Below are 23,470 nucleotides of genomic sequence, written 5' to 3'. Positions count from 1 at the left end.
TTGTTCAACATAAAAAGGAGGATTCAAATGAGCGAACAAAATGAATTAATGACTAAGTCCGTTGAGTTTTCAGTACACGGTGAACCCGTCAAGCTTACAGGAAAAACAGTAAAGAATTTTTTAGTTCGTGGAAACTCTGATGTAACTGATCAAGAAGCGGCAATGTTTATAAATCTTTGCAAGTATCAAAAACTCAATCCATTTTTAAATGAAGCTTACCTAGTGAAATTTAAAGGATCGCCAGCTCAAATGATAGTTGGGAAAGAAGCGTTTATGAAACGCGCAGAGAATAACGAGCAATTTCAAGGCTTTAAGGCTGGAATTATCGTTGAGCGTGAAGGCAAAATGGTTGATTTGGAAGGCGCAATCAAGCTTTCTAACGACAAACTAATTGGTGGATGGGCAGAAGTTTACCGTGCGGATAGACAGCAACCAATATCAGTGCGTATTAGCTTAGAAGAATTTAGCAAAGGACAGTCCACGTGGAAGTCAATGCCTTTGAATATGATTCGAAAAACAGCAATAGTAAACGCCTTACGAGAAGCTTTTCCAAATAGCCTAGGCAACCTATACACAGAGGAAGAGGAGCAGGCTAATGATGACATCCCAGCTGAAGATAGAGTACGGCGTGAAGTAAATGAGAATGCAAATACAGAGATTATTGATGTAAATCCGATTCTCGAACCAGAACCAGAAACAACACAAGCAGGACAGCCTGAACCTCAGCCAATAAAAAGAGAAAGCCAAGACAAGCCTTCAATTTTTGAAAGCGGGCCAGACTTTTGATTGAGATTGAAGCCCTGTCATCGAGCAGTAAGGGGAATTGCTATCGGGTCACCGATGGTAAGACCCCACTTCTTTTGGAATGTGGCATCAACTTTAAACAAATGCAGAAGGGGTTCCAGTATAAAATGTCTCAATTCGCTGGCTGCCTTGTTTCTCATGAGCATGGGGATCACTGCAAAGCAATTAAGGATGTTCTGAAAGCCGGCATTGATTGTTACATGTCTCCTGGGACGGCCGGAGCAATTGGCATTTCTCATCACAGGATAAAGCCTGTGCGCGCTAAACAGCCGTTTAAAGTTGGTTCTTGGTCTATTATGCCCTTTGACGTGCAGCACGATGTGGCGGAATCGTATGGTTTCCTGTTGGCTAATGAGGACGGTGACAAGCTTCTGTTTGCCACTGATACCTATTACATCAAATACAAGTTTCCAGGACTCACTCACATTATGGTGGAATGCAATTACTCGAATGAAATACTGAACGAAAACATCGAAAGCGGCCGTACACCGCCATTTATGAAAAGACGACTCCTACAGTCGCACTTCAGTTTAGAAAACGTAAAAGAGTTTTTGAAGGCAAATGACTTGAGCAGGGTTCAGGAAATTTGGCTGCTGCATCTTTCTGAATCAAACAGCGACGAGGAGCTTTTTAAAGAAGACATCATGAAATTGACTGGAAAGGTTGTTTATATACCATGACTGACAATGACTTAATTGCGGTTCCTTACCCTTATTGTTATGTGTCATTGGCCAAGACAGTGGTCCCAGATATGCGTAAGGACACTCTATTAATGTACGTTTCAACGTATTTTCGAAAATATGAACCCAATCTTACTCTTGTGACAATAAAAGGGTTAAAAGCTATCTGCAGAAAGAAATAGCGATGGAAAGGAGGCGAGGCCCTTGGCTGGATGGGTGAGGCTATATAAGTCAATGGTCGATCATGAGATCTTTACAGATAATGTCGGCTTTAGGTTGTTCACTTTCTTAATTGCCAAAGCTGCGTTTCAGGACGGTATGAAGATTAATGATTATGAGTTAAAAAAAGGCCAGTATATCCGCTCATATTCAAAACTATGTGATGACTTAGCGATTAAAAAGGGCAGAGGTTTAACAAAATTCACAAGAGCCGCAGTCAAAGCTGCAGCTGAAAGGCTTCAGGCAAAAGGAATGATTACTGCAGAGGAAACTGAATACGGAATGCTTTGGACTGTATTAAATTATTCAAAATTCCAAGGTGCTGCTGAAGAGCCTACATATGAAAATAAGGCTAAAGAAAAGCCAAAAGCACCTCAGCAGAAGGACGAGGGCTCGACTTCTTTTCAAAAAATCGAAGAAAAATTCACTTCTAGAAAAGGCTCTCTATTTTTATCTGCTGTAGATACAGCGGCAATCCAAAGAGTCATAGAGGCAGAGATACCTATCGACGATGTTTTGACTTGGATAGATGAAATTTTTGATCAATATAAACCTAAATATCCAGGAGACAAGATAAATTCTTTTTCTTACTGTGAACCAATTATTCGTGATAGATGGGCTGCTAAACAAAGCGAAAAACAGCCTTCTAATGTTTCTGAATTTAAGCCGCGCGGATCGGTACAACAAAACAGCTTTGCTGCTCTTGAAGCATATGCCAAAGAGAATGGCATCGGCATTTAAGGTAGGTGATGATTATTTTGAAAACAACGGAAGCAATGACACTATTAAAACGGCTTGCTGCAGCATACACACGTTTTGATTTAAGCGGAGATGTTGGAAAAGAACGTATTGAACTGTGGATGGATCATCTTCTGAAAATGCCGTTTGAGGCGGTAAAGGCGAAGATTGATGATCATATTGCAAATAAACCATTCCCTCCCTCAATTGCTGAGGTGAACGTTCAGCATCGTGAAGAAAACAGTTTTTTAGAGCAACAGAAAGAGTGGGAACAAAATGCAAAATACGGTCCTAAACACTGAAGCGGAACAAGCGGTCCTCGGTTGTATTTTAGTTGAAGGCGATCTGATAAAAGAGACATCCCTTCAGCCTGAACAATTCGGAGTGAAAAAACATAGTGTTATTTTTTCTGCAATGAAAGAAGCAGATCAAGCCGGTATCCCTGTTGATATAGTTTCTGTTACAACTCAACTTGGAAACGCTATTGAAGAAGTTGGGGGAACTGGTTATTTGATTGAGTTAGCTGGTGCAATTGCAAGCACAGCTAGTTTTCTGCACTATCAAACGATGATCCTTGAAGCTTATAGGTTGAGAGAAATGCAGAAAGAATGTGCTTCGTTTGTAAACGAGCCTACAGATGAGGGCATGGAGCGGTTATATAAGCGTTCTTCTGAGCTTCAAGACTTTGGCATTGAAAAAGTTAGAACCAAGCAAGACGTGCTTTTAGAAATATATAACGACATGCACGAGGAAAAAGGAGACATTACCGGAATCCCAACTGGATTGCACGATCTGAATGCAATGACTGGAGGCTGGCAAGATGGTGATCTCATAGTGTTAGCAGCTCGTCCTTCAATGGGAAAGACGGCCTTTGCTCTAAGTCTTGGAAAAGCGAATTGTGAGGCTGGAGGAGTTACAGATATATTCTCTCTTGAAATGCCTGATAAACAATTGACACGCCGTTTGTTGAGTAATATCGGTTCAGTTAACGGGGCCAAGTGGAAGAACCCTAGAAAATTCTTTAGTGCTAAAGATTATGAGAATGTAACTACTGCCATTGGTGTATATGAAAAATGGGATATTAATATTCACGATCAACCTTCTCAAACTTTAGCTTATATAAGGTCTAAAATCCGACAAACAAAAAAAGAAAACCCAGATAAAAAGCATTTGGTGATCATTGATTATTTACAACTTGTTAGGACTGTCGGGAGATTTGAAAGAAAGGATTTAGAAGTAGGGGCCATTACCCGAGAACTGAAAGAAATGGCCTTAAGTTTTAAACTCCCAATAATTCTTTTGTCTCAATTATCTCGTGCTGTTGAACAGCGACAAGATAAACGCCCCATGATGTCTGATTTAAGAGAGTCGGGCAGCATAGAACAGGATGCTGACATTATTTCTTTCTTATATCGCGATGAATATTACAACAAACAAAGTGAATTGAGAAATATAGTTGAAATCGATATCGCTAAACAAAGGAACGGCCCTACGGGAACAATTCAGGCAACCTTCGTAAAGGAATTTGGACGATTTATAAATCTTAATCAACAAATGGAAGCGAAGCTTGCATAAAAAGAGAGGAGTACATGAAATGCCTTCAGATGTAATACAGACTACCTCAGAAGAGCGGCGTGAATTTTTAACGAATGAACTTATAAAGTATGGCCAATATGAATCGGAGGACGGACGGGAGCTGGACGAACTATCTTTACTGGATCTGGAGCGGCTACATATTAACGTTAAATGCAAGTTTGGCCGTGAAATGTCCTTCGAGGAGGGAGATTGATGATCGGCGTTCTCCACTCCTTATCATTCATTATCATGAACGCAGATTTAATCATGACGGAAATTGAGCAGCTGGAGATAGCTGACGGGAGGTAACAGCATTGATTAGTTTTACAGTTTACGGTGAGCCAGTAGCCCAAGGGAGACCGAGAGCCACCACGGTTAATGGGATGACCAGGCTATATGATCCAAAGAAATCAAGAGACTTTAAGCAATATGTAAAGCTGGCTGCTTCAGATTATCGACCATCTAAATTGCTAGAAGGACCACTTGAATTGTCAGTAAGGGTTTATAAATCCACTCTGAAAAGCTTCAGTAAGAAAAAAGTTGCTGAAGCAGAACAAGGGTTGTTGAGGCCGAGCAAAAAGCCAGATGTTGATAACTATATTAAGGGCATTAAGGACGGACTAAATAAAGTCATCTGGCATGATGACAGCCAAATTGTAGACCTTCATGTCAGTAAGTATTATAGCCAAAATCCAAGAATCGAAATACAAGTAAAGCCACTATCACAAGAGGAGGAGCAGTTATGTCTTTCATTAATCTAAAATCTCTCGTTAAAAAGGTGAATATGAAGCCAAAAGGTATTACTGAAATCGTTTTGGAGGTCAGCACAAAAGAATTAGGAGGGTCTAGAATTTCACGCCTTTCTGAAATGATTGATAAAGAAGTACAAGCTCAGCTGGAATCTGAAACAGTTCAATATGTCTTAGAAATAAATGCGAAAACCGAGAAACCAATTACAAATTACACGGTTGATCAAAGAGGAATTGTTAATGTTGCGGATCCTGAACCCGAACAACTTGAGGCAGAGTTGGGGCTCCCTGAAGAAAAACCAAGAATTGAAGAAAAACCAATGGAGATAGATAGGGAAATTGTTGATTCTTTCATCACTGAAGGCACGCCTCCAATTCGTGATGGTTTTTCTGAAAAGATTGCAGAAATTGCAAAACGCCGTATTGAGGGAGAATCATACCGCAGGCTAGCAGATGAGCTTGGAATGTCCCCAAGTGCCACTATAGACCTCATTAACGAGTACAGAAAAGAAATTGCTCCACTCGCTGAAGCTTGGTGGGATTGGAAACAAGATCAAGCTGCAGAAGCAGAACCTATGCCTCCTGTTCTGTTAGATCAAAACAATGAAGATGATCCGTCACCCAAGGATGATGAACAAGACAGCCAGGATGAGGGCGAACACGGAGCGGCTTAATGGTTAAAAGGCAGCGGCGTTGGTATTTGCTGTTCCGCATGGAGGATGGACGAGCAGTCCACCTCTATGAGCCTTTAAGAAAATACGAGCTGCTCCAGCGGCTTAAAAATGGATGGAGGATTATTGGTGGTCTCAAGGAGAGAGTATCTTATAAAACGTCTTACGGAAGATTTCAGGATGGTTCCAGGACACGGACCGGATCTTTCTAAGATGACAGATGAAGAACTTGAAAAGCGATTGGAATTTTTAGAATCGGCGTTCAAGATGGCTTGGGAAGAAGAGGACGAGGATATATAAAAAAACCGCAGCACAAGGCCCCGGTTTAGTTAATCTCGACAATTAATTATAACACGGGGAGTGCTGCAAAATGAACCGACCTATTGAACTTGAAAACATACACCAACTTTCCGTTGGAGACTTGATTGAACGAAACAAAATAAAGCTAGTTATTCTTGACGGCTGGAATGGTTCAGCACATATATCAAGTACACCAGAATATGGGAAAACGAGTGTTCAGACAACAGAGGGTAAATTTTCGAGAATTAACTTTGATTATGGTTATAAACTTCCCTGATATTGCATTTTAGGTTGACTTTTTTTATAATAAACGTAAATGAAGTTTATTTTTAAAAAGAGGCAGGGGATTTTGGGATGCGAAAATATGATTTGGGAGAAACAGAGTTTAAATCTAATTTGGTTAGGGCTTTTTCAGACCCCGTTAATACATCTCTCCAAGATTTGAAAGAATTTATGGGTTATAAAGCAACTTTTAATTCTAGAGGTATGAGTGGATGGGATATAAGATTTAATCGTATTCAAGCCCTTGAAGATGAAAAAAGTGACACAAGGACTTTGATTTCGAATAGAAGATTTTGGGGATTTGCAATGAGCTTAAAAAACCGTACTCTTTACATATACACTAAAGAAAGCAATCTAGAAAGAGTTCGGAAGAATTTTGGGAAAAGTAAAATTCATTATTTTCATGCTTTGTTGTTAAAAAATATGAAATTTGATGATCAGTACCATGTTTCAGGGGAATGTGTACAGGAAACACTGTTTAATTCAGGCATTGAAGATTATAATGAAAAACGTAAATTTGAGGCTATACAGATGTTGGGTGAAAATTATACGGAGATTGATCAGGTAATTTTCGTGACTTTAAAAGAAGAAAAGGGGAAAGCTGTGAAGGTAGAAGCTAACTTGTTTTCCTCCGATTTTAGATTGGTTTATAAAGAAGATTGGAGTGCCTTCATAAATCCTTCTTATGAAGAATCTAAAGTTGATGAACAAGTTAATAACTCTAAAAATGGAACGGATAATATTAATAAAACTATTCCAGTATTAAAGCCAGAAATTCAAAAGAAAATTCAGGACAAGAAAAAGTTACCTAATCTTAAAAACAACAAGAAAAATCACAAAAAGGATAGTTGATACTTTCCTGTTAAAGTGGAGGGTATAATATCATGATAAATACTAAATTTAACGGAAATAGATTAAGGGAAGGGAGAATATACAGAGGATTAACTATTACTGATTTAGCGGATAAATTAGGTGTTAGTAAACAAATGATCTCAAAATATGAAAATGGAAAATCATCACCTCCTTTCGAGAGTGTACTTAAATTAATTGATGTATTAAAGTTTCCGAAAGATTATTTTTATCAAGAAGGCATTGATGTTAAGACTGGGAACACATATTTTAAATCACTACTATCCACTGGAAAAAAAGAGAGAGAAATGCAAAATGATCGAGTGAAATATCTCACTGTAATACGTCATTTTATGGAAGAATATATTGACTTTCCAGCTCTTAATTTACCTCAATTCGACTATCATGTACCTTTAGATATAGAAGAAGTTGCAATGAAAGTGAGAGAGCATTGGGGACTTGGTAGTGAACCAATAAGTAATATGGTAGGGTTACTCGAAGAAAATGGGTTTGTTGTTACGTCAATTAACACGAGCATTAACAGTATTGATGCTTTTGGCAGTAATCAAATTATTGGAGATAAGGAATATTACACAATTGTATTAGGTAGTGATAAGAGATCATTTTATCGAAGACAGTTTACTGCAGCTCATGAATTGGCGCATAAAGTTTTACATGATCCAGAATTGAACACCGACGAAATATCTAAAGAGGAGTTCAAGAAAATAGAGGAAGAAGCTAACGAATTTGCTTCTGCTTTCTTATTACCCAAGGATGCATTTTCTAAAGATGTTTCACTGCATCGAACTGACCTTAATTATTATAAACACTTAAAGAAAAAATGGCGTGTTTCAATTAGTGCAATGATAGTAAGAGCTCATAGATTAGGCGTAATAACTCCTAATCAATATCAATATTTACAGAGGCAAATAAGCCGAAATAATTGGAGGGTAAATGAGCCTTTTGATGATACTAAGAATTTGGAAGAACCAGTTGCTATTAGGCAAGCAGTTGAACTTCTGATTGAAAATGATGTTTTAGATGGTAAAGAATTTTTGCAAAAACTCTCTAAAGATTATGAGTTAAGTTTGCTTAGAGAAGAGGTTGAGCTCCTTTTAGGTTTGGAAAAAGGATATCTAAAAACTGAAACTGAGAACGTACGTATAATTAGTATTGAAGATCTAAAAAATAAAGCTTAAAGTCTTGAGGAGATACCCGGACACCAACCAAATACAATTTGTATTTGATTGGTGTCTTTTATTTGAAATAGGGGGGATTAAATTGTTGGTTAAACAATTATCATTAATTCCAGAAGTTAATGAAAAAGAAGTGCGTAACACAGTTATTAAAGAGCTTAAGACATATAGATCACTAAAGATTCAAGCGGAAAATAGGAGAGAGCAAAAGAAAAAGGGAGTCATTGGGTTATTCCCGCAGCTGCGGAAAAGCACCGAATATAATGAGCTAAAGGTCAAGCAGATGGATAGGGCGCTAAAGCACTGCCTTGATCAAGATGAATACAGCATTATAGAAAAGAAATACTTATCTCCAGAAAAAATAAAGGATCTTGAAATCATGATTGAGCTGGGTCTCAAAAGAGATAAGTTCTATCAGGTGAAAAGACAAGCTATATACAACATCGCGACAGCGCTCGGAATAATCTGAGGGCTGTTTTTAATTCTTTATATATGCCCAGCAGTTCTATAAAATCATTTAGGAGTTGATTAGAGTAATGTTGTTGAGGTAACAAAGGGAGTTTGAAAGAAGTTAACATAGAACATAATCTCGATCCATGTGGAAAGTGAAAGACAGTATACAAGTCTTGAGGAGGAAGAAAATGAAGAGGGTACTAATAGAATATTGATGCAGGGGCTTTGTGCCATCTAAGTATCAAAAATCATATAAAAAAAGCAGGCATTTGTACCTGCTTTTTTTATTGGAGCTATTCAATACAAGCGCCAACAATTGCTGTAAGACCAAAGAAGTCCATTATTGCATCTTTCACTTGAGGACCTGCTTTCTTTGCTGCTTTGGCGACTGCTTTATCCCAAGCAGTTCTTTTGCTTCTATATTTTTTCTTATAATAGTTATAATATTGATATGTTTTAGTAACAAAGGTTTTTGCTCCACCTAAGGCTTTTAATCCTTTTTTGACTTTAAGAAGTTTTGCAGGATAAAAAACCATCCCTGCAATTGCGGCTCCCACGGCAGCCGTACAAGAAATAACTCCTAGAGTTGTGAACTGCGTGTCCGATTGTTCAGTCCGAGCAACTGCGGCGTTAAGATCCTTGACTATTGTTTTGTCATCAATATTGTTTCTGAACCAATCTAAAATAGCTTCAGAACCTTGGTTAATTACTGACTCAGGTATGTCCTCAATTGCATATAATGCTTTTTGATTAGACAATAAATTTGGAAATTCTTTTTCGAGGCTAGAATCTCGAACCAACGAGTCGTCTTTTGGTTCTACTGCTTCAACTGCTGTTGTTCCAAGGATAGAAAATAAAAATATTGAAACAACTGTTAAAATGATATTACTTTTGTACTTAAGAATAAAGTTCATATTATCCTCCTTTTAACTTAAATTATCATACTTGTATATTATACACCTTTTTACCACTTGATTCCATAGAAAAAAATGTGTAATAATTGATTTTGAAAAATGAATATTTCTCTATAGAATAGTGAGGGGATTTAATGTGAGTCAAAAAAAATATGAGTCTATATGGTGGATAACGACTTTACTCATGTTTCTAGTTATAATCTTAAATAATATTGTTATAAAAAATGAACCTTTATATATTATTATTGTGGTTATATACATAGTGTTCATGGGGTTTGTAAAATTAAATCAAAAGAAATCTAAATCAGAATAAGCAGGCCTATAGGGCCTGCTTTTTTTGTTCCATCCATTTCACTGACCTAATTGTGATGCCTTTGTCATTTAGAAATTTATAAAACTTTAATGTGGTGTAACTTTAGAAGAACCTGTTTTTTTGTGGCAGATATCGATTTGTTTCACACGAAAAATTCGACAAAAAGCCGACAAAAAGCAGACAAAATGGGGGATAAAATGGGTACTTTTTTCAATTGCGTTTTGTCATACGATAGAGACAAGAAAACGAACGTGAATAACGGTCCAAAAAGGAGATACCTACGGACGCTGATCTTTTGTACATGGGAATTTGTACAGCTGATTAGTGGCCGTTTTTTTATGGGCCAAATCAGGAGACGCACCTTTCCTTTATCAAGTGTGCACTCGGATGTATCGAATGACTATGAAGGTCGTTAGCTTCACAGGAGGAGCGGCTGGAGTCTATGCAGTATTGCGCGCGATAGTCACGGGGAACGCAAGCGGTGAGATCCCGCTTGCAAGGAAAGTCTTAAACGGCTCTCCATTTTCTTTGCTAACCTCCTGGGGAAAATCGGCGGGCCACAAATAAATAAAAGCGAATAGCGTAAGGCGGTGCTTATTCGGCAAGGAGAAATGAAAGATGAAGATGAGAGACGTTTTATCAGCTGACACGAAACAAGAGCTTAAAAAAGTGTTAAGTCGCTCAACAAAGGTAGAAGAACCTTTGACGAGGCGGGATTGGGAAGAAATAATGGGAACGAAACGTGACACCTTCAGACGTGTAGGCGGCCGGATCCGGAGAAAGTGAAATGATGGGAACAGCCGTCATGTATCGGGAGTATGGCTGCCGGTGCTTTGGAGAGGGATAGGAGCACAAAAACAAAACAAGGGAGGAAATCGGAATGGCTTCATTAAAGGGAGTAAGCGCCAATCCAACAAAACAGAATCACATTTTAGGAGAGGACAAGATCGTTAAAGTTGCAGTCAAAAATGACAATGACTATATGGCAGGTCCTAACCTTATTCTTCAGCGGAAGGAGAGCGGGAAGTGGAAGACTCTTGACGCGAATTCTCCAAACCCACTCAAGCCGGATCAGAAGGCTTATGATGAATGGGGTATTAAGGAAATGTTTGAGAACAAAAAAGGCACATACCGCTTTAAAGTAGAGGCTTATCGCTACGATTTTAAAGGCGATTATGTCAAAACAGAAGGCACATTCTATACTCACGAGTTTTATATTAAATAAACACACTATCATGAATTCCTAAATATTGAAAAATCACCTCCGATATAAGTTTAGGAGGTGATTATTTATGAACGAAACCAACCAAATAATTAAATTTGGTGATATTAAAGACGCAGAAATTTATTTGCAACGAGTTGAAAAGAACATACATAAAAAAAGCTTCTCTGATCAAATTACATTTAGAGAAGAAATCAAAAAACGTCATGATAGAAAGCAAATTCAAATGCTCCTGGGCAGGTTGGAAGATATGATCGATAATAAAAAAGCTTTAAGTCACTTTACTACAGCTTTTTTTGCAATTCTTTCTTTTATTTTAGGCGGTACATTAAATTATGTTCTTGGTCTTGCAGAAGAAAGTTTAGCTTCTGAAATTATCATATGGGTTTTTTATACTGCCGTAGCGATTTGGTTTGCGCTATCATTTTGGGAATCAAGGAGATTATCAAAATTAAGCGGTTATAAAAGATTATTACAAGAGTGTTTAGATGAAATGCCAGATAAAAGACATTTTAGAAGAAGAGTATAAACAAGCACCAGACACCTTATTGAATAAGGTGTTTTTTTATTGGAGGCGAAACATCATGGAAATTAGAACTATACCAGTAGAAAAGATTAACCCCGCTGCATACAACCCTCGTATTGATCTTCAGCCAGGTGATCCCGATTATGAAAGAATAAAAGCATCCATTGAACGGTTCGGTAATGTCGAGCCGCTTGTTTGGAACGAAAGAACAGAAAACCTTGTAGGTGGCCACCAGCGGTTCAAAATACATATGGAGAATAACCCTACAGAGCTTACTGTTTCGGTGGTAAATCTCGATGATAACGAGGAAAAAGCCTTAAATATTGCACTTAACAAAACAGGTGGCGATTGGGATGAATACAAGCTCGAACAAGTTTTAAGAGAGCTTGAAAAAAATAATTTTGATTTGTCCTTCACGGGCTTTTCAGAAGGCGAACTAGAAAGTATTTTAGAAGATCTGACAGAACATGCAGGGAGCGGCGGGAAAGTTAACGATAATCATGAGATTGATCTTGATGATTACGAGGAGGACCAATTTGAACATACCTGTCCTAAATGCGGTTTCTCTTTCAATGAGTAGGTGAGCGCCAATGAATAGTTATAGATGGTATCTGTCTGATCTAAAAAATGTGAAGCAGAACGGATTGAAGGTTTTTAGTACGTTTTCATGTGGCGGAGGTTCCTCCATGGGTTATAAGCTTGCTGGATATAACCTTCTCGGAAACTGTGAAATTGATCCGCAAATGATGAAAATCTATAGAAAGAATCACAATCCTAAATACTCGTTTTTAATGGATATCAGGAAATTCAACAAATTGGACGATCTGCCGGAGGAATTATTCAATTTGGATATTTTCGATGGATCCCCACCATGCAGCGTGTTTTCAATGGCTGGTGATCGTGAGGATGCTTGGGGAAAGGAAAAAGCTTTCAGAGAGGGGCAGGCCAAGCAGTCGCTTGATGATTTGTTCTTTGATTACCTGGATGCAGTTGAAAGACTGAAACCAAAAATTTTTGTAGCAGAGAACGTGAAAGGCATGATCATTGGCAAAGCGAAAGGATATGTGAAGCTTGTTATAGAAAGAGCGAAAGAAATCGGATATGACGTTCAGGTATTTTTGTTGAATGCTGCCACAATGGGAGTCCCGCAAAGAAGAGAGCGGGTCTTTTTTATTGGCCGGAGAAAAGATCTGAACTTGCCTCAATTAAAGCTTTCGTTTAATGAGCGGCCTATCTCTTATAAAGAGTTTAGGAGCGGGCGTGGATCCAGATTGAAAGAGACATCGAAATTGTATCGGAGATGGGTGAAGAGAAGACCATCAGATTGCAACATAGGTGATATAACGAAAAGGACAGAAGGGAAAGAATCTAATTTCAATACGATTTTAGTGAAAAACAGTCTAGTACCGCCTACACTTGCCAGTGGTTCTGTCTTTGTTAGATATGACGAGCCTTATTATATCTCTGAACGGGACATTATTTTGATGCAGTCATTTCCTCTCGACTATGAATTTATGGACGTTTCAGTGCAGTATGTTTGTGGTATGAGCGTGCCGCCTTTAATGATGAAGAGAATAGCGGAGCAGATTCATAAACAATGGTTTGTGTAATTGCATATTTTTAGAAAAATGTTATTATTTTTCTAAAAAGGGTGGAACGTATGGTCATAGTCCCCGAGAAGTTATATTGTAGGGCTTGTAAGAGAAAAACAAATCATAATATAGTTACTAATAAGCATGGTCATGAGTTAAAGTTAGTGGACAGTTATTTAGATTATGAAGAATCAGATTTTCAATTCTATGATGAATACTCCATAGTTCAATGTAGAGGCTGTGATACTATTGCCTTTTTAAGAAAATATAACGATGAGGATATGTTTAATGTAACTGGGCCAGATTACCGTAATGATAGAGAATACTATGATGAATATACAGTCTATCCTGAAGAGCCGAAGAAGCAGAATACTCTAGAAATTTTATTGCAATTTAATGAGAAATTTGAGTTCAATCATTTACCTGATTTAATAAGTGGAATTAGAAATGAAACGATAAATGCTTATAAACACCGAATGAATTTATTATGTAATACGGGTATAAGAATGATAATCGAAGCGATATGTAAAGTGAATGGGATTGATAAAAGACCAAAGATGAAAAAAGGGGTAGCAGTATTAGATAAAGAGAACAAGCCCGTAATGGTGAATTTAAAATTGTTTGAAAAGATAGAGGAACTTCACAAGAGAAACTTAATTGATGAAAAACAGAAAAAAATACTGAATCAAATTAGAGATATTGGAAATGAGACAGTGCATGAAATTGTAAGACCTAAATCAAGGGAACTCCTACAATATTTAAATATTATAGATTTTATTCTATATAACATTTATGAATTACCAAATTTGAATTTTGAAAAAAAGAAGAAGTCCTAAACAGGACTTCTTTTTGTATAAAAAAAGAGGGTGCTGCTAACACCCTCCCTTTCTAAGCAGAGAGAAACTCCCTGTCAAAGAGCGTGATCAAGACGCGGCCGCGTTGTGGAAAAACATCACGCTCTCATCTCATATTGTAATGGAGGTCAGGGAGGATGGCAATAGAAAATAGAAACATACGTTCCCTTTCTGATGACGAAAAAGAAAATCTCCTTCTCTTACATAGTGCCGAGTTGTTAGAGAACATCAGTCAATCAAAAGAGAAATACCGAAAAATCATTCAGGCAGGTATCGCCCAGTGGGTCAAAGATTTTCAAAGTGGCCATATTAAGGTGAACACTGTGGACGATTTGAAAAAGCTCATAGAGCTTGATATAGAGCTTCAGAAGGAAGAAATTTAAACCATTATTCCCTAATTTAGGACTTTAATGCATAATATTAATTAAAGTTTTTAAACTTGAGAGGGAGAGAGAAATATGGCCAGCCTTATTGAAAATAGAGAAAAATTTTTTGCGCGCTACAACATTTCTGAAGAAGATTTTAATAAAACAGGGATTCAGTGGGGTGATTTGAAACAAATTTACGATGATTACTTAAATCATAGAGAGAGCTTGGAAACTGCCGGTGAAACAATTGCAAAAATCTTGAGATCTCATTCTTTAGCTCACTCCGTTAGAATGAGAATTAAAGATCCAGAGCATCTTATAGAAAAATTAGTTAGGAAAAAAATTAAAAACAAAGAGTTCACATTTGATTTGAAAAACTATAAAGAAAAAATAACAGACTTAATTGGGTTAAGAGTTCTCCATATCTCTAAAAAAGATGCTGAAGGAATTGATTATTTTATAAGAGAACATTGGCCACTTCGTGAAGCTACTATTTATTACAGGGAGGGTGACTTCATTCAACCTGAACTAATGCAGAGGTTTGAATGCAAACAACATGAAGCTAGTTATAGGTCCTGGCATTATTTAATTGAATATAATCTAACTCAAATTAAAACGTACACTGCTGAAATTCAAGTTCGGACCATATTTGAAGAAGGTTGGAGTGAAATAGATCATAAACTTCGTTATCCATACTATGTAGATGATGTAATTCTGAATAACCAATTACAGGTTTTAAATAGATTGGCAGGAAGTGCGGATGAAATGGTTGATTCTATTCAAGAAAATCTTTCGTATATTTCGGAAATGGATAAAAAACAAAAAGAATTAAAGAAAGAGCGAGAAGAAATTAAGAAAGAGTTAGAAGAGTTAAGAAGTACTATAGAACAAATGGATGTACAACAACCGCAAAAAGATTCCCTTATTGATAGCCTAGATAAAATAGAAGATAAAACCGTTTCTACTTACTCGATTAAACATGCACACTTATTGAATCCAGTGCCTAGTTCCGTAATAGAAATGATGACAACATTACAAGCTGCGAAGCGTAGTGCCATAATGGCAGGGGCAAAATTTCGAAACCCGGTACCTAATTCCGTAATACAGATGGCGGCAGCAATACAAAATATAAAGGGAAGTGCTATTTCTTTAAATAATACAAAATCAGAAAATCAAAAATCAATAGAAGAGTAAAACAAACTCAAACTCAATTACGAGTCCCGGAGGTGGGTGAGATGTAATGCCGAGACCACGAGATCCACGTAGAGACGAAGCTTATCGTTTGTGGGAAGAGAGCGGTGGATGCAAGAAGTTAAAAGACATTGCCGATGAATTAGGCGTCACAAGCAACACTATCCGCAAATGGAAGGCAAACGATAAATGGGAAGAACAAATGAAAGGGAGCGCTCCTAAATCTAAAGGGAGCGCTCCTTTTCGTCCAGGTGCTCCAAAAGGTAACCAAAACGCCAAAGGAAATAAGGGAGGGAAGGCGCCGCCTGGCAATCAAAACGCCAAAGGGAATAGAGGTGGCGCAGCTCCTAAAGGAAATAAAAACTCTGTGCGAACTGGTGAGTATGAATCAATCTTATTTGATTTCATGGATGATACAGAAAAAGAGCTGTTTGGCCAGATCGAAACAGACCCGCTTTATCAAATTGATCTAACAATAAGGGAGCTGAGTCTTCGAGAGCGGCGCATGATGCAAAGAATAAGCCGCATAGAGAGTGGCTTGAATGAAACGCAACGCCGCGTCCTTCAGCAATTGCGAAAAGTAAAAGACATCGTGCCGACCAAGGACCAGAAAACCGGTTTAGTGAAGCACCAGGCACTTATGAATGAGCGCCTTGTCGTTACAGAAATTGAAGAGGTATCTGAGCCGAGTGTAGATAAAATTCTCCGCTTAGAGGAAGCGATGACCCGAGTTACTGATAAGCGGCTAAAAGCCATCCGACAGAAACATGAAATGACCCGATCAATGGATGAGCACAAATTGAAGCTGCGCGGCATTTATCTTACGAATGAGACGAAACAAGCAGAACTTGAACGACTCACCGCTCGCCCGGTTGATAATTCAGTTCACATTACGATAAAGCGCAAGCGTAAGGATGAGGACAAATGATTGAAAAGGTAAAGCCAGTAAATCCGCACTTTGAGGATTTTCTTTTTGATTGGAATCAAAAGTTTCAGTTTCTAGTCGGCGGTTATGGATCCTCGAAGAGTTATCATGTGGCGCTCAAGATTGTTCTTAAATTACTGGAAGAGAAGCGGACCGTTCTTGTCGTGAGGGAAGTATATGACACACACAGGGACTCTACTTTTTCACTCTTTGATGAAATTATCAATGACCTTGAGATCGATCATATTGTTAGATGCGTTTCTTCACCAATGCAGATCCGCTTTCCAAACGGCGGCCGGATCATATTTAAAGGGTTGGATAAGCCAGCCAAACTGAAATCGATCAATAACGTTTCTCTGATATGGATTGAGGAATGTTCTGAGGTGAAGTATGAGGGGTTCAAGGAGCTGCTTGGACGTCTGCGTCACCCGACATTGCCGCTTCATATGATTCTTTCAACAAACCCGGTCGGAGAAGATAACTGGACATATAAGCATTTCTTCAAAGATGACCGCCAAAAACGGTTTGTGCTCGATGATAAAGAGCTATACGAAAAGCGGACTGTCGTAATTAACGATACCTATTATCACCACTCAACAGCGGACGATAATCTATTTCTTCCGGAAAGCTATGTGAAGCAGCTTGATGAAATGAAAGAATACGATCCAGACCTTTACCGAATTGCGCGGAAAGGTCATTTTGGCGTGAATGGGGTTCGTGTGCTGCCGCAGTTTGAAGAACGGCCACATGAAGAGGTTATGACAGCAATTGCTAATATTAACCGACCACTTAAACGAGTTGGCATGGACTTTGGTTTTGAGGAGTCGTATAACGCCGTTGTCCGGCTCGCTGTGGATCACGAAAAGAAATACCTCTATATCTATTGGGAGTATTACAAAAATGGAATGACGGACGACCAAACGGCCGAAGAACTCAGTGAATTTACTGAGACTAAGGAATTAATAAAAGCGGACTCAGCGGAGCCCAAAACGATCCGTTATTTTCAACGGCAAGGATTCAACATGGTGGGTGCTCACAAATATAAAGGATCCCGCCTTCAATATACTAAGAAGATCAAGCGGTTCAAGAAAATCATATGTTCTGATCGATGCGAGAATACGATTTATGAGCTGAAGCCGCTCACCTACGCTAAAGATAAGCTGGGCCATATCATAGAAGACGAGTTCACCATAGACCCGCATACACTTTCAGCGATATGGTACGCGCTTGATGATTACGAGGTAACCGATCTGAAAGAAGAATCAAAAGGAAGACCTAAACGGTCAAGACCACGAAGCAGAGAAAGGGGGTAAGTGAATGAGTAAATCTACAGTTAAAGCGCGAGTATTTAAAGCTGCTCCGCCTACTGAAACAACAAAACAGATTTATAAAGATGAATTTGAAGATATGTACGGAGAGAATATCATACCCCCGCCGTATAACCTTAAAGAGCTTAAACACATCGCAGAGTATTCGACGATCTTACAGCAGTGTGTGGATGCGTACAAGACCAATGTAGTGGGCTTCGGCTTCGAGATGAAATACTCAAAGGATATCAATTCTGATGAAGTGGATTCTGCAGAAAAAACGGCAGCGGATAAAGAATGGCAGCAACTCGAAGAATTCATCAAGTATATTCATTTTGATGAATCAGCTGAAACATTACTCGGCTTTAGCATAGAAGACCGGGAAAAGACCGGCAATGGATATATAGAAGTGATCCGAGACGGAGCCGGGAAACCGGCTGGCATTGAACATATGGCTTCTGAGTATGTACGAGTTTGCTCATTATCAGAACCTATAGAGGTTCCATACAATTATTTTGAGTCAAGTAAATTAAAGAAGATCCAGCGCCAAAAACGCTTCCGGAAATATGTGCAGATCATCAATGGAAAAAGAGTGTTTTTCAAAGAATACGGAGATCCCCGAATCTTGAATTCTGAAACAGGAGAATATGATGAAAAGACTCCTTTTGAAAAGCAGGCCAATGAGGTTGTGCATTTTAAAATTGGGAGCGGAGCATACGGGAAGCCTCGGTGGATTGGCCACATCGTCAATTTATACGGCGCTCGTAAGGCTGAAGAGTTGAACTTCATGTACTTCAAACAGGGCCGGCACGTTCCCGCGGCTATAACCATTGAAAATGGAATGCTCTCTGAAGACTCATATAAGCAGCTGCAGGACTATATGAACGGTCTTGAAGGTGTGGAAAACGCTCATAAGTTCCTTTTGCTTGAAGCGGAAGGGATAGCCAAAGGTAAAAACATTGAAGGCGATGAAGAAATCACACCCGTTAAAGTGGAAATTAAGTCATTGGCTGAAATTCTTCAGCAAGATGCGTTATTCCTGGAATATGACCAAAAGAGCAGGGACAAGCTCCGATCTGCCTTCCGTCTACCACCGCTCTATACTGGCGAAGCCCAGGACTATAACAAGGCGACAGCTGACACGGCCAGAAAGATTACTGAGGAACAAGTATTTCAGCCGGAAAGAAAATTAATCACAGGTAAGCTGAATGCTTTATTCTTAAATGATCTTGAAATTCATAAGGTCGAGCTGCAGTTAAAAGGACCGGATTTCCGGGATCCTATTGAGATAGCAAAGGTTCTGACTCCTTTTATTAATGCCGGCGCAGTCTCACCGAATGATCTGCGTGATCTGGCTGGACGTATTCTTGGTAAGACGCTTGAAGAATGGCCAGAGGAAGAGTACAGCAGGCCGATAGGTAAAAATACAGCGGCGCCCGCTTCGGATCCTTTGGCTGCGCTGTTTAAATCTATGAGCGGCACTCCTAACGTGATCGGGTTATTAAAAGATATGCGGGATGTTCTGGAGGATATAAAGCGATGAACAAAACAGATAAGCTGCTTGATAGTCTGAATGCTTTTATTCAAAAAGCCGAGGAAGATGAGAGAGAGAAGCTCGTGGAGGTCGTACCTGACTTCCCCGGCCTTTCTAAGATACCCGGCTTTGTAGAAGAATATGAAAAAGGCATTGCCAGATTGCTCAGACGCCAGCGTAAGAAGTTTTTAGATGGTCTGAATGGTTTTATAGGCAAAGACTCAAAAGAGACGCTGGAAGCCCTTCTAGTGTTTTTTACGCAGAACCTATTTGCGGAGGATGACTTTGAGGAAGAGTTTCATGAGCTTACCGAGGGATTTCTGCAGCAGACCGTTGAGGAACTGGCCGGAGTTATCATGGATTCATTGGATCCGGATGTCCCATTTGAAGCTTTATCAACCAGGGCAGCGGACTGGATCAAAGGCTGGTCTGAAAAGCTGGCCAAGGTCATGAAGCTGAATACTCATGAAGCAGTGGAAAACGTACTGACGGATGCTATCGAAAACGGCTCTTCCATCCAGGACATTGAACTGAGGCTCAAAGACATGCCGCAATTTGATAGAGAGCGGGCTCGTGCCACGGCCATTACTGAAGTGCTTGCCGCTTCCTCTGCCGCTCAGCATGAGTCATATACACAATCTCCCGCAGTAAAGAAAAAGAAATGGCGGCACAGCGGAGGGAAGAAGAACAACCCGCGTGAGAATCACATCGATCTTGATGACACAGTAATTGGAGTGGATGAAGAATTTCAGATACCAGGTAGCAACGAGACTTGCATGTTTCCGAGGGATCCTAAACTCTCAGCAGGGGAGCGGGTTCATTGCCATTGCGTTCTATCCCCTGTTGTAGATAACGAGATTTTAGGTTTATCAGTTAAGGAAAAAGAAGAGATTCGAAGAGAAGTCTTAGCAAACATGGAATAAAATAGTATAATTTCCTCATTACTAAAAGTGGGGGAGCTATATGGTATTACTAAATATTACGTGGGAACAGGTTAGTCAGTTTATATCAAATATTTTTAATTCCAAATTTGTTACGATTGGAATTACATCCTGGCCGTTAGCTGCAGTAATCATTGCACTATCCTTCAAAAAAGGAATTATAGAGATCTTAAAAAATAGGAAAGTTCAAGTGGAAGCGGGAGGAGGAAATGGGGTTAAGGTCGTTGTAGATGAGGTATTAGAAACTACAAAAGTTAATTTGAAAGAAGCATCTAAAAAGGTCGTAAAAGATGATAAAGCTGTTATTGACATTCCTGTATTTACAATGTTAAATAATCAACAAATTTTAGAAGCAGTAGTCCAAAAAGCTCTAATAGATCCAGTCAGAACTATTGAAGATATTTGGAGTGATTTCTTAAAAGGTTTAGAAAATATCACAACTTTTGTAGAGGATAATACTGATTTGACATTCGAAGGCGATACTTTTCACGTTATGGATGTTCTACTCGAGAATAAAAAAATCTCAAAACAAGCGGCTGATGCTATTAAAGGTTTATTTATCATTTCTCAATCAGTAGAAAACGATAGTATGAAAGTAAAAATAAATGAAAGACCTCAATTTGCAAAAACAGCAAGAGAGTATTACATCTCTTGTGTACAGTCGCTCGAACTACTTCGTACTGAGTTATCAAAATCACTTGCATCAGAAGACCTTCAATCATGAGGGTCTTTTTATTTTGAAAGGAGGTGAACAACATGCCAAGAGAATTGGTAAACGCAAAAATCACGCATGTTTCTTACGTAGACAAGGCCGCTAATCAAAAGCAGTTCTTTTTTATGAAGTCAGAAAAGCAGCCGGACTTTCAAAAGGAAGTCAAGGTCCTCACAAAAGAAGCGGACGAGCAAAAACTTGTGTACGGTATCGTATATGAGCCTGATACAGTGGACGCTCACGGGGATTTCATGACAGCTGAAGAAATCGAAAAGGCCGCTCATGGATTCCTGAAAGATGCCCGCGAAATTGACAAGCAACATGATTTTCAGGGCGGTGTTGGTGCGGTGGTAGAGTCTTATGTCGCACCTGCAGACTTTGAAATGAATGGGGAAACCATCAAAAAAGGATCATGGGTCCTTGTGACAAAAGCCTCCGAGGAAATATGGGAGGAAATCAAGAAAGGCGAGATCACTGGCTATTCCATGGCGGGTGTAGCTGATATAGCAAAACAAGAAGAGCCTGTTTCTCCAGACGAAAAAGGGCTTTTTAATTTTCTCAAAAACTTCTTTGCCGGGAATATTAGCCTTTCCAAAGGCGCTGTACAGGAGAAGTATGATGAAGGACGTAAACGCCGAGAGTTTTGGGCGGCTCAAGATGCGTTAAACTCTGCTTTATTCAAATGGGATTACTCCGAAGGTATGGAGACGGATCCTGAAAAAATCAGAGAAGCTCTGCAAGACTTTGTGGATATCGCCCAGGAAGTGTTGATCTCTAAGGACATTTTGAAAGCGATCGGATCAAAGCCTGAAGAACTGCAAAAGGCCGGCCGGAAATTCTCGGCTTCAAACTTACAAGAAATTAAAAGCGCTCATACCGCGCTCGGCAACTTGCTGAGTCAGGTGGAGATGGAAGGAGAGGAAGAAGAAATGAACGCAGATGATGTAGCAAAATCCATCGAAGAAGCATTAGAGCCAATTAAGAAGCAGCTCACAGAATTAGAAAAAGATGAGGATCCTAAAAAGAAAGATGAGAAAAAAGTAGAAGAGGAAAAAGAGGCTGAAAAAGAAGCTGAGAAGTTGAAAAAAGCCATTACTGATGCTGTTCAACCGCTCGCTGATCGTATTGAAGCGATTGAAAAAAGCCGCGGAATCTCTAAGCAAGACGAGACTTCCGAAACTGAAACACAAGTTAATAAATCAATCTGGTCAGGGCTTCTTTAAACCCTGGCTTTTTTAATAAGGAGGAAATGAATTGACAAACCAAGAGGCAATTAGAAAAGCAGAAATGACACTGTCCAGTTTAAGCACTGGCGGTCTAATGAATCCTACCCAGGCTAGTGCATTTATTCGCATGGTTCAGGATGCACCAACTATTTTAAATGATGCACGTGTAATTGAAATGGATCATGATACTCAGAAGATCGAAAAAATCGGTTTTGGCCAGCGTATTTTGAGGGCTGCACAAGAAGGAGTTGGGCTGACTAAGGATCAAAAGGCAGTTCCGTCAACCAGCACAGTTAACCTAAGCACAAAAGAAGTTATTGCTGAAGTAAACATTACCTATGACACACTTGAAAACAACATTGAAAAAGAAGGCCTGCAAAATACAATTATGCAAATTCTAGCGGAGCGGGCGGCAGTTGATATTGAGGAATTGATCGTTAATGGTGATAAAACTTCCTCTGATCCGTACCTTGCGCAGCTAGATGGCCTTCGTAAACAAGCGATTTCTCATATCGTTGACGTAAATGGCGAAGAGCTAACAAGAGCAACCTTCAAGAAAGGTGTAAAAGCTGTACCTTCTAAATATTTGCGGATTCCGCAGGATTTCCGTTTCTATACTTCACCTGGTCTTGAGGTCGAGTGGAAAGATCGTGTGGCTGATCGTCAAACAAATCTAGGGGATGCAGCTGTTCAAGGTGGTCTTTCTTCTGCTTTTGGTATTCCGGTTAAAGGAATTTCCAATATGCAGCCTTACATGATTGGTGAAGCGGATGCGACAACTGATGTTTCTGACATCATTCTAACCCATCCGAAAAATATCATTCTTGGATTCTCTCGTAATATTAGAATCGAAGTTGATAAGGATATCCGCCGCCGTATGTTTGTTATCGTCCTGACAGCTAAGCTGGACAGCACATTCGAAGAGGAAGATGCTGTGGCTAAAATCGTGAAAGTGAAAGAGTAGGTGAATAAAATATGGCCGACAAATATACAGCGGAGTTGATAGCAGGCCAGACATACGATGTTATGGGGTACGTCTTCCTGCTTAATCAAAAGCGCGAAGTGGAAAAGACAGTTTATTTTTATTTGAAGAATAATGACCAGTTTGAATGCCATTTAATTAAAGAAGAGCCGAAAGAAACGGATAAACCAAAAAGCGATGATGACACGGCATCAAAGAAGAAGTACACAGAAACAGAATTGAAGGGCTTGAATAAAACTGAACAAGAAGCCATTGTTACTGATCTTGGCGGCAATCCGTCTGACTTCAAAAACGCAGACGAAAGAATTGCCTTCATCCTTAATCAGCAAGAAAACAGTGGGGAGTGA

At 39.2% G+C, this 23,470-nt stretch carries 30 protein-coding genes; 29 read left to right on the top strand and 1 reads right to left on the bottom strand.

Annotated features, from left to right (window positions below):
- Window positions 1-27 precede the first annotated feature (27 nt).
- From bet to MOB98_RS18910, 13 genes are all read left to right on the top strand, one after another.
- A complete protein-coding gene (gene bet / locus MOB98_RS18970) occupies window positions 28-786 on the top strand; it encodes a phage recombination protein Bet (protein WP_268367119.1) in 759 nt (252 codons plus the stop codon).
- On the top strand, window positions 783-1,484 hold the full coding sequence (locus MOB98_RS18965; protein WP_268361507.1) for an MBL fold metallo-hydrolase: 702 nt from the start codon (window positions 783-785) through the stop codon (window positions 1,482-1,484). The genes bet and MOB98_RS18965 overlap by 4 nt, the downstream gene beginning before the upstream one ends.
- 318 nt (window positions 1,485-1,802) lie before the next feature.
- Window positions 1,803-2,444 carry a hypothetical protein gene (locus MOB98_RS18960; protein WP_268361509.1) on the top strand — a complete coding sequence of 214 codons (642 nt, stop codon included), beginning with the start codon at window positions 1,803-1,805 and terminating at the stop codon, window positions 2,442-2,444.
- Between the two features lie 17 nt (window positions 2,445-2,461).
- A complete protein-coding gene (locus MOB98_RS18955; protein ID WP_095843402.1) occupies window positions 2,462-2,743 on the top strand; it encodes a replicative helicase loader/inhibitor in 282 nt (93 codons plus the stop codon).
- The gene (gene dnaB, locus MOB98_RS18950) at window positions 2,718-4,016 is read left to right on the top strand and encodes a replicative DNA helicase (protein WP_268361512.1); all 1,299 of its coding nucleotides are present in this window, start codon (window positions 2,718-2,720) and stop codon (window positions 4,014-4,016) included. Before MOB98_RS18955 ends, dnaB begins: the two co-directional genes overlap by 26 nt.
- Before the next feature lie 19 nt (window positions 4,017-4,035).
- On the top strand, window positions 4,036-4,230 hold the full coding sequence (gene fbpA, locus MOB98_RS18945; RefSeq protein ID WP_095843404.1) for a Fur-regulated basic protein FbpA: 195 nt from the start codon (window positions 4,036-4,038) through the stop codon (window positions 4,228-4,230).
- 100 nt (window positions 4,231-4,330) lie between these two features.
- A complete protein-coding gene (locus tag MOB98_RS18940; RefSeq protein WP_010330157.1) occupies window positions 4,331-4,777 on the top strand; it encodes a RusA family crossover junction endodeoxyribonuclease in 447 nt (148 codons plus the stop codon).
- Complete coding sequence (locus tag MOB98_RS18935) at window positions 4,759-5,439, top strand: hypothetical protein (RefSeq protein ID WP_268361515.1); 681 nt, start codon at window positions 4,759-4,761, stop codon at window positions 5,437-5,439. The genes MOB98_RS18940 and MOB98_RS18935 overlap by 19 nt, the downstream gene beginning before the upstream one ends.
- 108 nt (window positions 5,440-5,547) lie before the next feature.
- Entirely contained in the window at window positions 5,548-5,736 is a 189-nt protein-coding gene (locus MOB98_RS18930; protein ID WP_268361518.1) for a hypothetical protein, read from the top strand.
- 70 nt (window positions 5,737-5,806) lie between these two features.
- On the top strand, window positions 5,807-6,013 hold the full coding sequence (locus MOB98_RS18925) for an XtrA/YqaO family protein (protein WP_268361521.1): 207 nt from the start codon (window positions 5,807-5,809) through the stop codon (window positions 6,011-6,013).
- Between the two features lie 77 nt (window positions 6,014-6,090).
- Window positions 6,091-6,870 carry a DUF5986 family protein gene (locus MOB98_RS18920; RefSeq protein WP_019713090.1) on the top strand — a complete coding sequence of 260 codons (780 nt, stop codon included), beginning with the start codon at window positions 6,091-6,093 and terminating at the stop codon, window positions 6,868-6,870.
- A 32-nt stretch (window positions 6,871-6,902) separates the two neighbouring features.
- On the top strand, window positions 6,903-8,066 hold the full coding sequence (locus MOB98_RS18915) for a helix-turn-helix domain-containing protein (protein ID WP_087992059.1): 1,164 nt from the start codon (window positions 6,903-6,905) through the stop codon (window positions 8,064-8,066).
- Between the two features lie 82 nt (window positions 8,067-8,148).
- Window positions 8,149-8,532 carry an ArpU family phage packaging/lysis transcriptional regulator gene (locus MOB98_RS18910; RefSeq protein WP_268361523.1) on the top strand — a complete coding sequence of 128 codons (384 nt, stop codon included), beginning with the start codon at window positions 8,149-8,151 and terminating at the stop codon, window positions 8,530-8,532.
- Between the two features lie 277 nt (window positions 8,533-8,809).
- Here MOB98_RS18910 and MOB98_RS18905 read toward each other — a convergent pair whose 3' ends face one another.
- On the bottom strand, window positions 8,810-9,430 hold the full coding sequence (locus MOB98_RS18905) for a hypothetical protein (RefSeq protein ID WP_187957584.1): 621 nt from the start codon (window positions 9,428-9,430) through the stop codon (window positions 8,810-8,812).
- 931 nt (window positions 9,431-10,361) lie between these two features.
- Between MOB98_RS18905 and MOB98_RS18900 the strand changes: the two genes are divergently transcribed.
- From MOB98_RS18900 to MOB98_RS18825, 16 genes are all read left to right on the top strand, one after another.
- Entirely contained in the window at window positions 10,362-10,529 is a 168-nt protein-coding gene (locus MOB98_RS18900; protein ID WP_268361526.1) for a hypothetical protein, read from the top strand.
- A 94-nt stretch (window positions 10,530-10,623) separates the two neighbouring features.
- Window positions 10,624-10,968: a structural protein gene (locus MOB98_RS18895; protein WP_268361527.1), complete on the top strand. Its 345-nt coding sequence runs from the start codon at window positions 10,624-10,626 to the stop codon at window positions 10,966-10,968.
- A gap of 67 nt (window positions 10,969-11,035) precedes the next feature.
- On the top strand, window positions 11,036-11,494 hold the full coding sequence (locus MOB98_RS18890; protein ID WP_186453331.1) for a hypothetical protein: 459 nt from the start codon (window positions 11,036-11,038) through the stop codon (window positions 11,492-11,494).
- Between the two features lie 55 nt (window positions 11,495-11,549).
- Entirely contained in the window at window positions 11,550-12,071 is a 522-nt protein-coding gene (locus tag MOB98_RS18885; protein WP_268361530.1) for a ParB N-terminal domain-containing protein, read from the top strand.
- A 10-nt stretch (window positions 12,072-12,081) separates the two neighbouring features.
- The gene (locus MOB98_RS18880; RefSeq protein WP_268361531.1) at window positions 12,082-13,101 is read left to right on the top strand and encodes a DNA (cytosine-5-)-methyltransferase; all 1,020 of its coding nucleotides are present in this window, start codon (window positions 12,082-12,084) and stop codon (window positions 13,099-13,101) included.
- Between the two features lie 146 nt (window positions 13,102-13,247).
- On the top strand, window positions 13,248-13,919 hold the full coding sequence (locus MOB98_RS18875; RefSeq protein WP_268361533.1) for a DUF4145 domain-containing protein: 672 nt from the start codon (window positions 13,248-13,250) through the stop codon (window positions 13,917-13,919).
- A 155-nt stretch (window positions 13,920-14,074) separates the two neighbouring features.
- Entirely contained in the window at window positions 14,075-14,320 is a 246-nt protein-coding gene (locus MOB98_RS18870; protein ID WP_268361536.1) for a hypothetical protein, read from the top strand.
- A gap of 75 nt (window positions 14,321-14,395) precedes the next feature.
- Window positions 14,396-15,499: a hypothetical protein gene (locus MOB98_RS18865; RefSeq protein ID WP_268361538.1), complete on the top strand. Its 1,104-nt coding sequence runs from the start codon at window positions 14,396-14,398 to the stop codon at window positions 15,497-15,499.
- Window positions 15,500-15,545: 46 nt separating this feature from the next.
- Window positions 15,546-16,424, top strand: a complete 879-nt coding sequence (terS, locus tag MOB98_RS18860) for a phage terminase small subunit (RefSeq protein ID WP_268361541.1) — start codon at window positions 15,546-15,548, stop codon at window positions 16,422-16,424.
- On the top strand, window positions 16,421-17,734 hold the full coding sequence (locus MOB98_RS18855) for a PBSX family phage terminase large subunit (RefSeq protein WP_268361543.1): 1,314 nt from the start codon (window positions 16,421-16,423) through the stop codon (window positions 17,732-17,734). Before terS ends, MOB98_RS18855 begins: the two co-directional genes overlap by 4 nt.
- 4 nt (window positions 17,735-17,738) lie before the next feature.
- Window positions 17,739-19,271, top strand: coding sequence for a phage portal protein (locus MOB98_RS18850; RefSeq protein ID WP_268361546.1), 1,533 nt, complete (start codon window positions 17,739-17,741; stop codon window positions 19,269-19,271).
- Window positions 19,268-20,185: a phage head morphogenesis protein gene (locus MOB98_RS18845; protein WP_268361548.1), complete on the top strand. Its 918-nt coding sequence runs from the start codon at window positions 19,268-19,270 to the stop codon at window positions 20,183-20,185. Before MOB98_RS18850 ends, MOB98_RS18845 begins: the two co-directional genes overlap by 4 nt.
- A 40-nt stretch (window positions 20,186-20,225) precedes the next feature.
- Window positions 20,226-20,927 (top strand): hypothetical protein, encoded by a 702-nt coding sequence (locus MOB98_RS18840; RefSeq protein ID WP_268361551.1) that lies wholly within the window; start codon window positions 20,226-20,228, stop codon window positions 20,925-20,927.
- Window positions 20,928-20,959: 32 nt separating this feature from the next.
- A complete protein-coding gene (locus MOB98_RS18835; RefSeq protein ID WP_268361553.1) occupies window positions 20,960-22,138 on the top strand; it encodes an XkdF-like putative serine protease domain-containing protein in 1,179 nt (392 codons plus the stop codon).
- Between the two features lie 31 nt (window positions 22,139-22,169).
- Complete coding sequence (locus MOB98_RS18830) at window positions 22,170-23,105, top strand: phage major capsid protein (RefSeq protein ID WP_268367118.1); 936 nt, start codon at window positions 22,170-22,172, stop codon at window positions 23,103-23,105.
- Between the two features lie 11 nt (window positions 23,106-23,116).
- Complete coding sequence (locus MOB98_RS18825) at window positions 23,117-23,470, top strand: YqbF domain-containing protein (RefSeq protein ID WP_268362525.1); 354 nt, start codon at window positions 23,117-23,119, stop codon at window positions 23,468-23,470.

Source organism: Bacillus sp. N13C7, assembly GCF_026790065.1.
Lineage (GTDB): Bacteria > Bacillota > Bacilli > Bacillales > Bacillaceae > Bacillus.
Note: the sequence above shows the minus strand (reverse complement) of the source record. Positions and strands in the feature narration are given on the sequence as shown.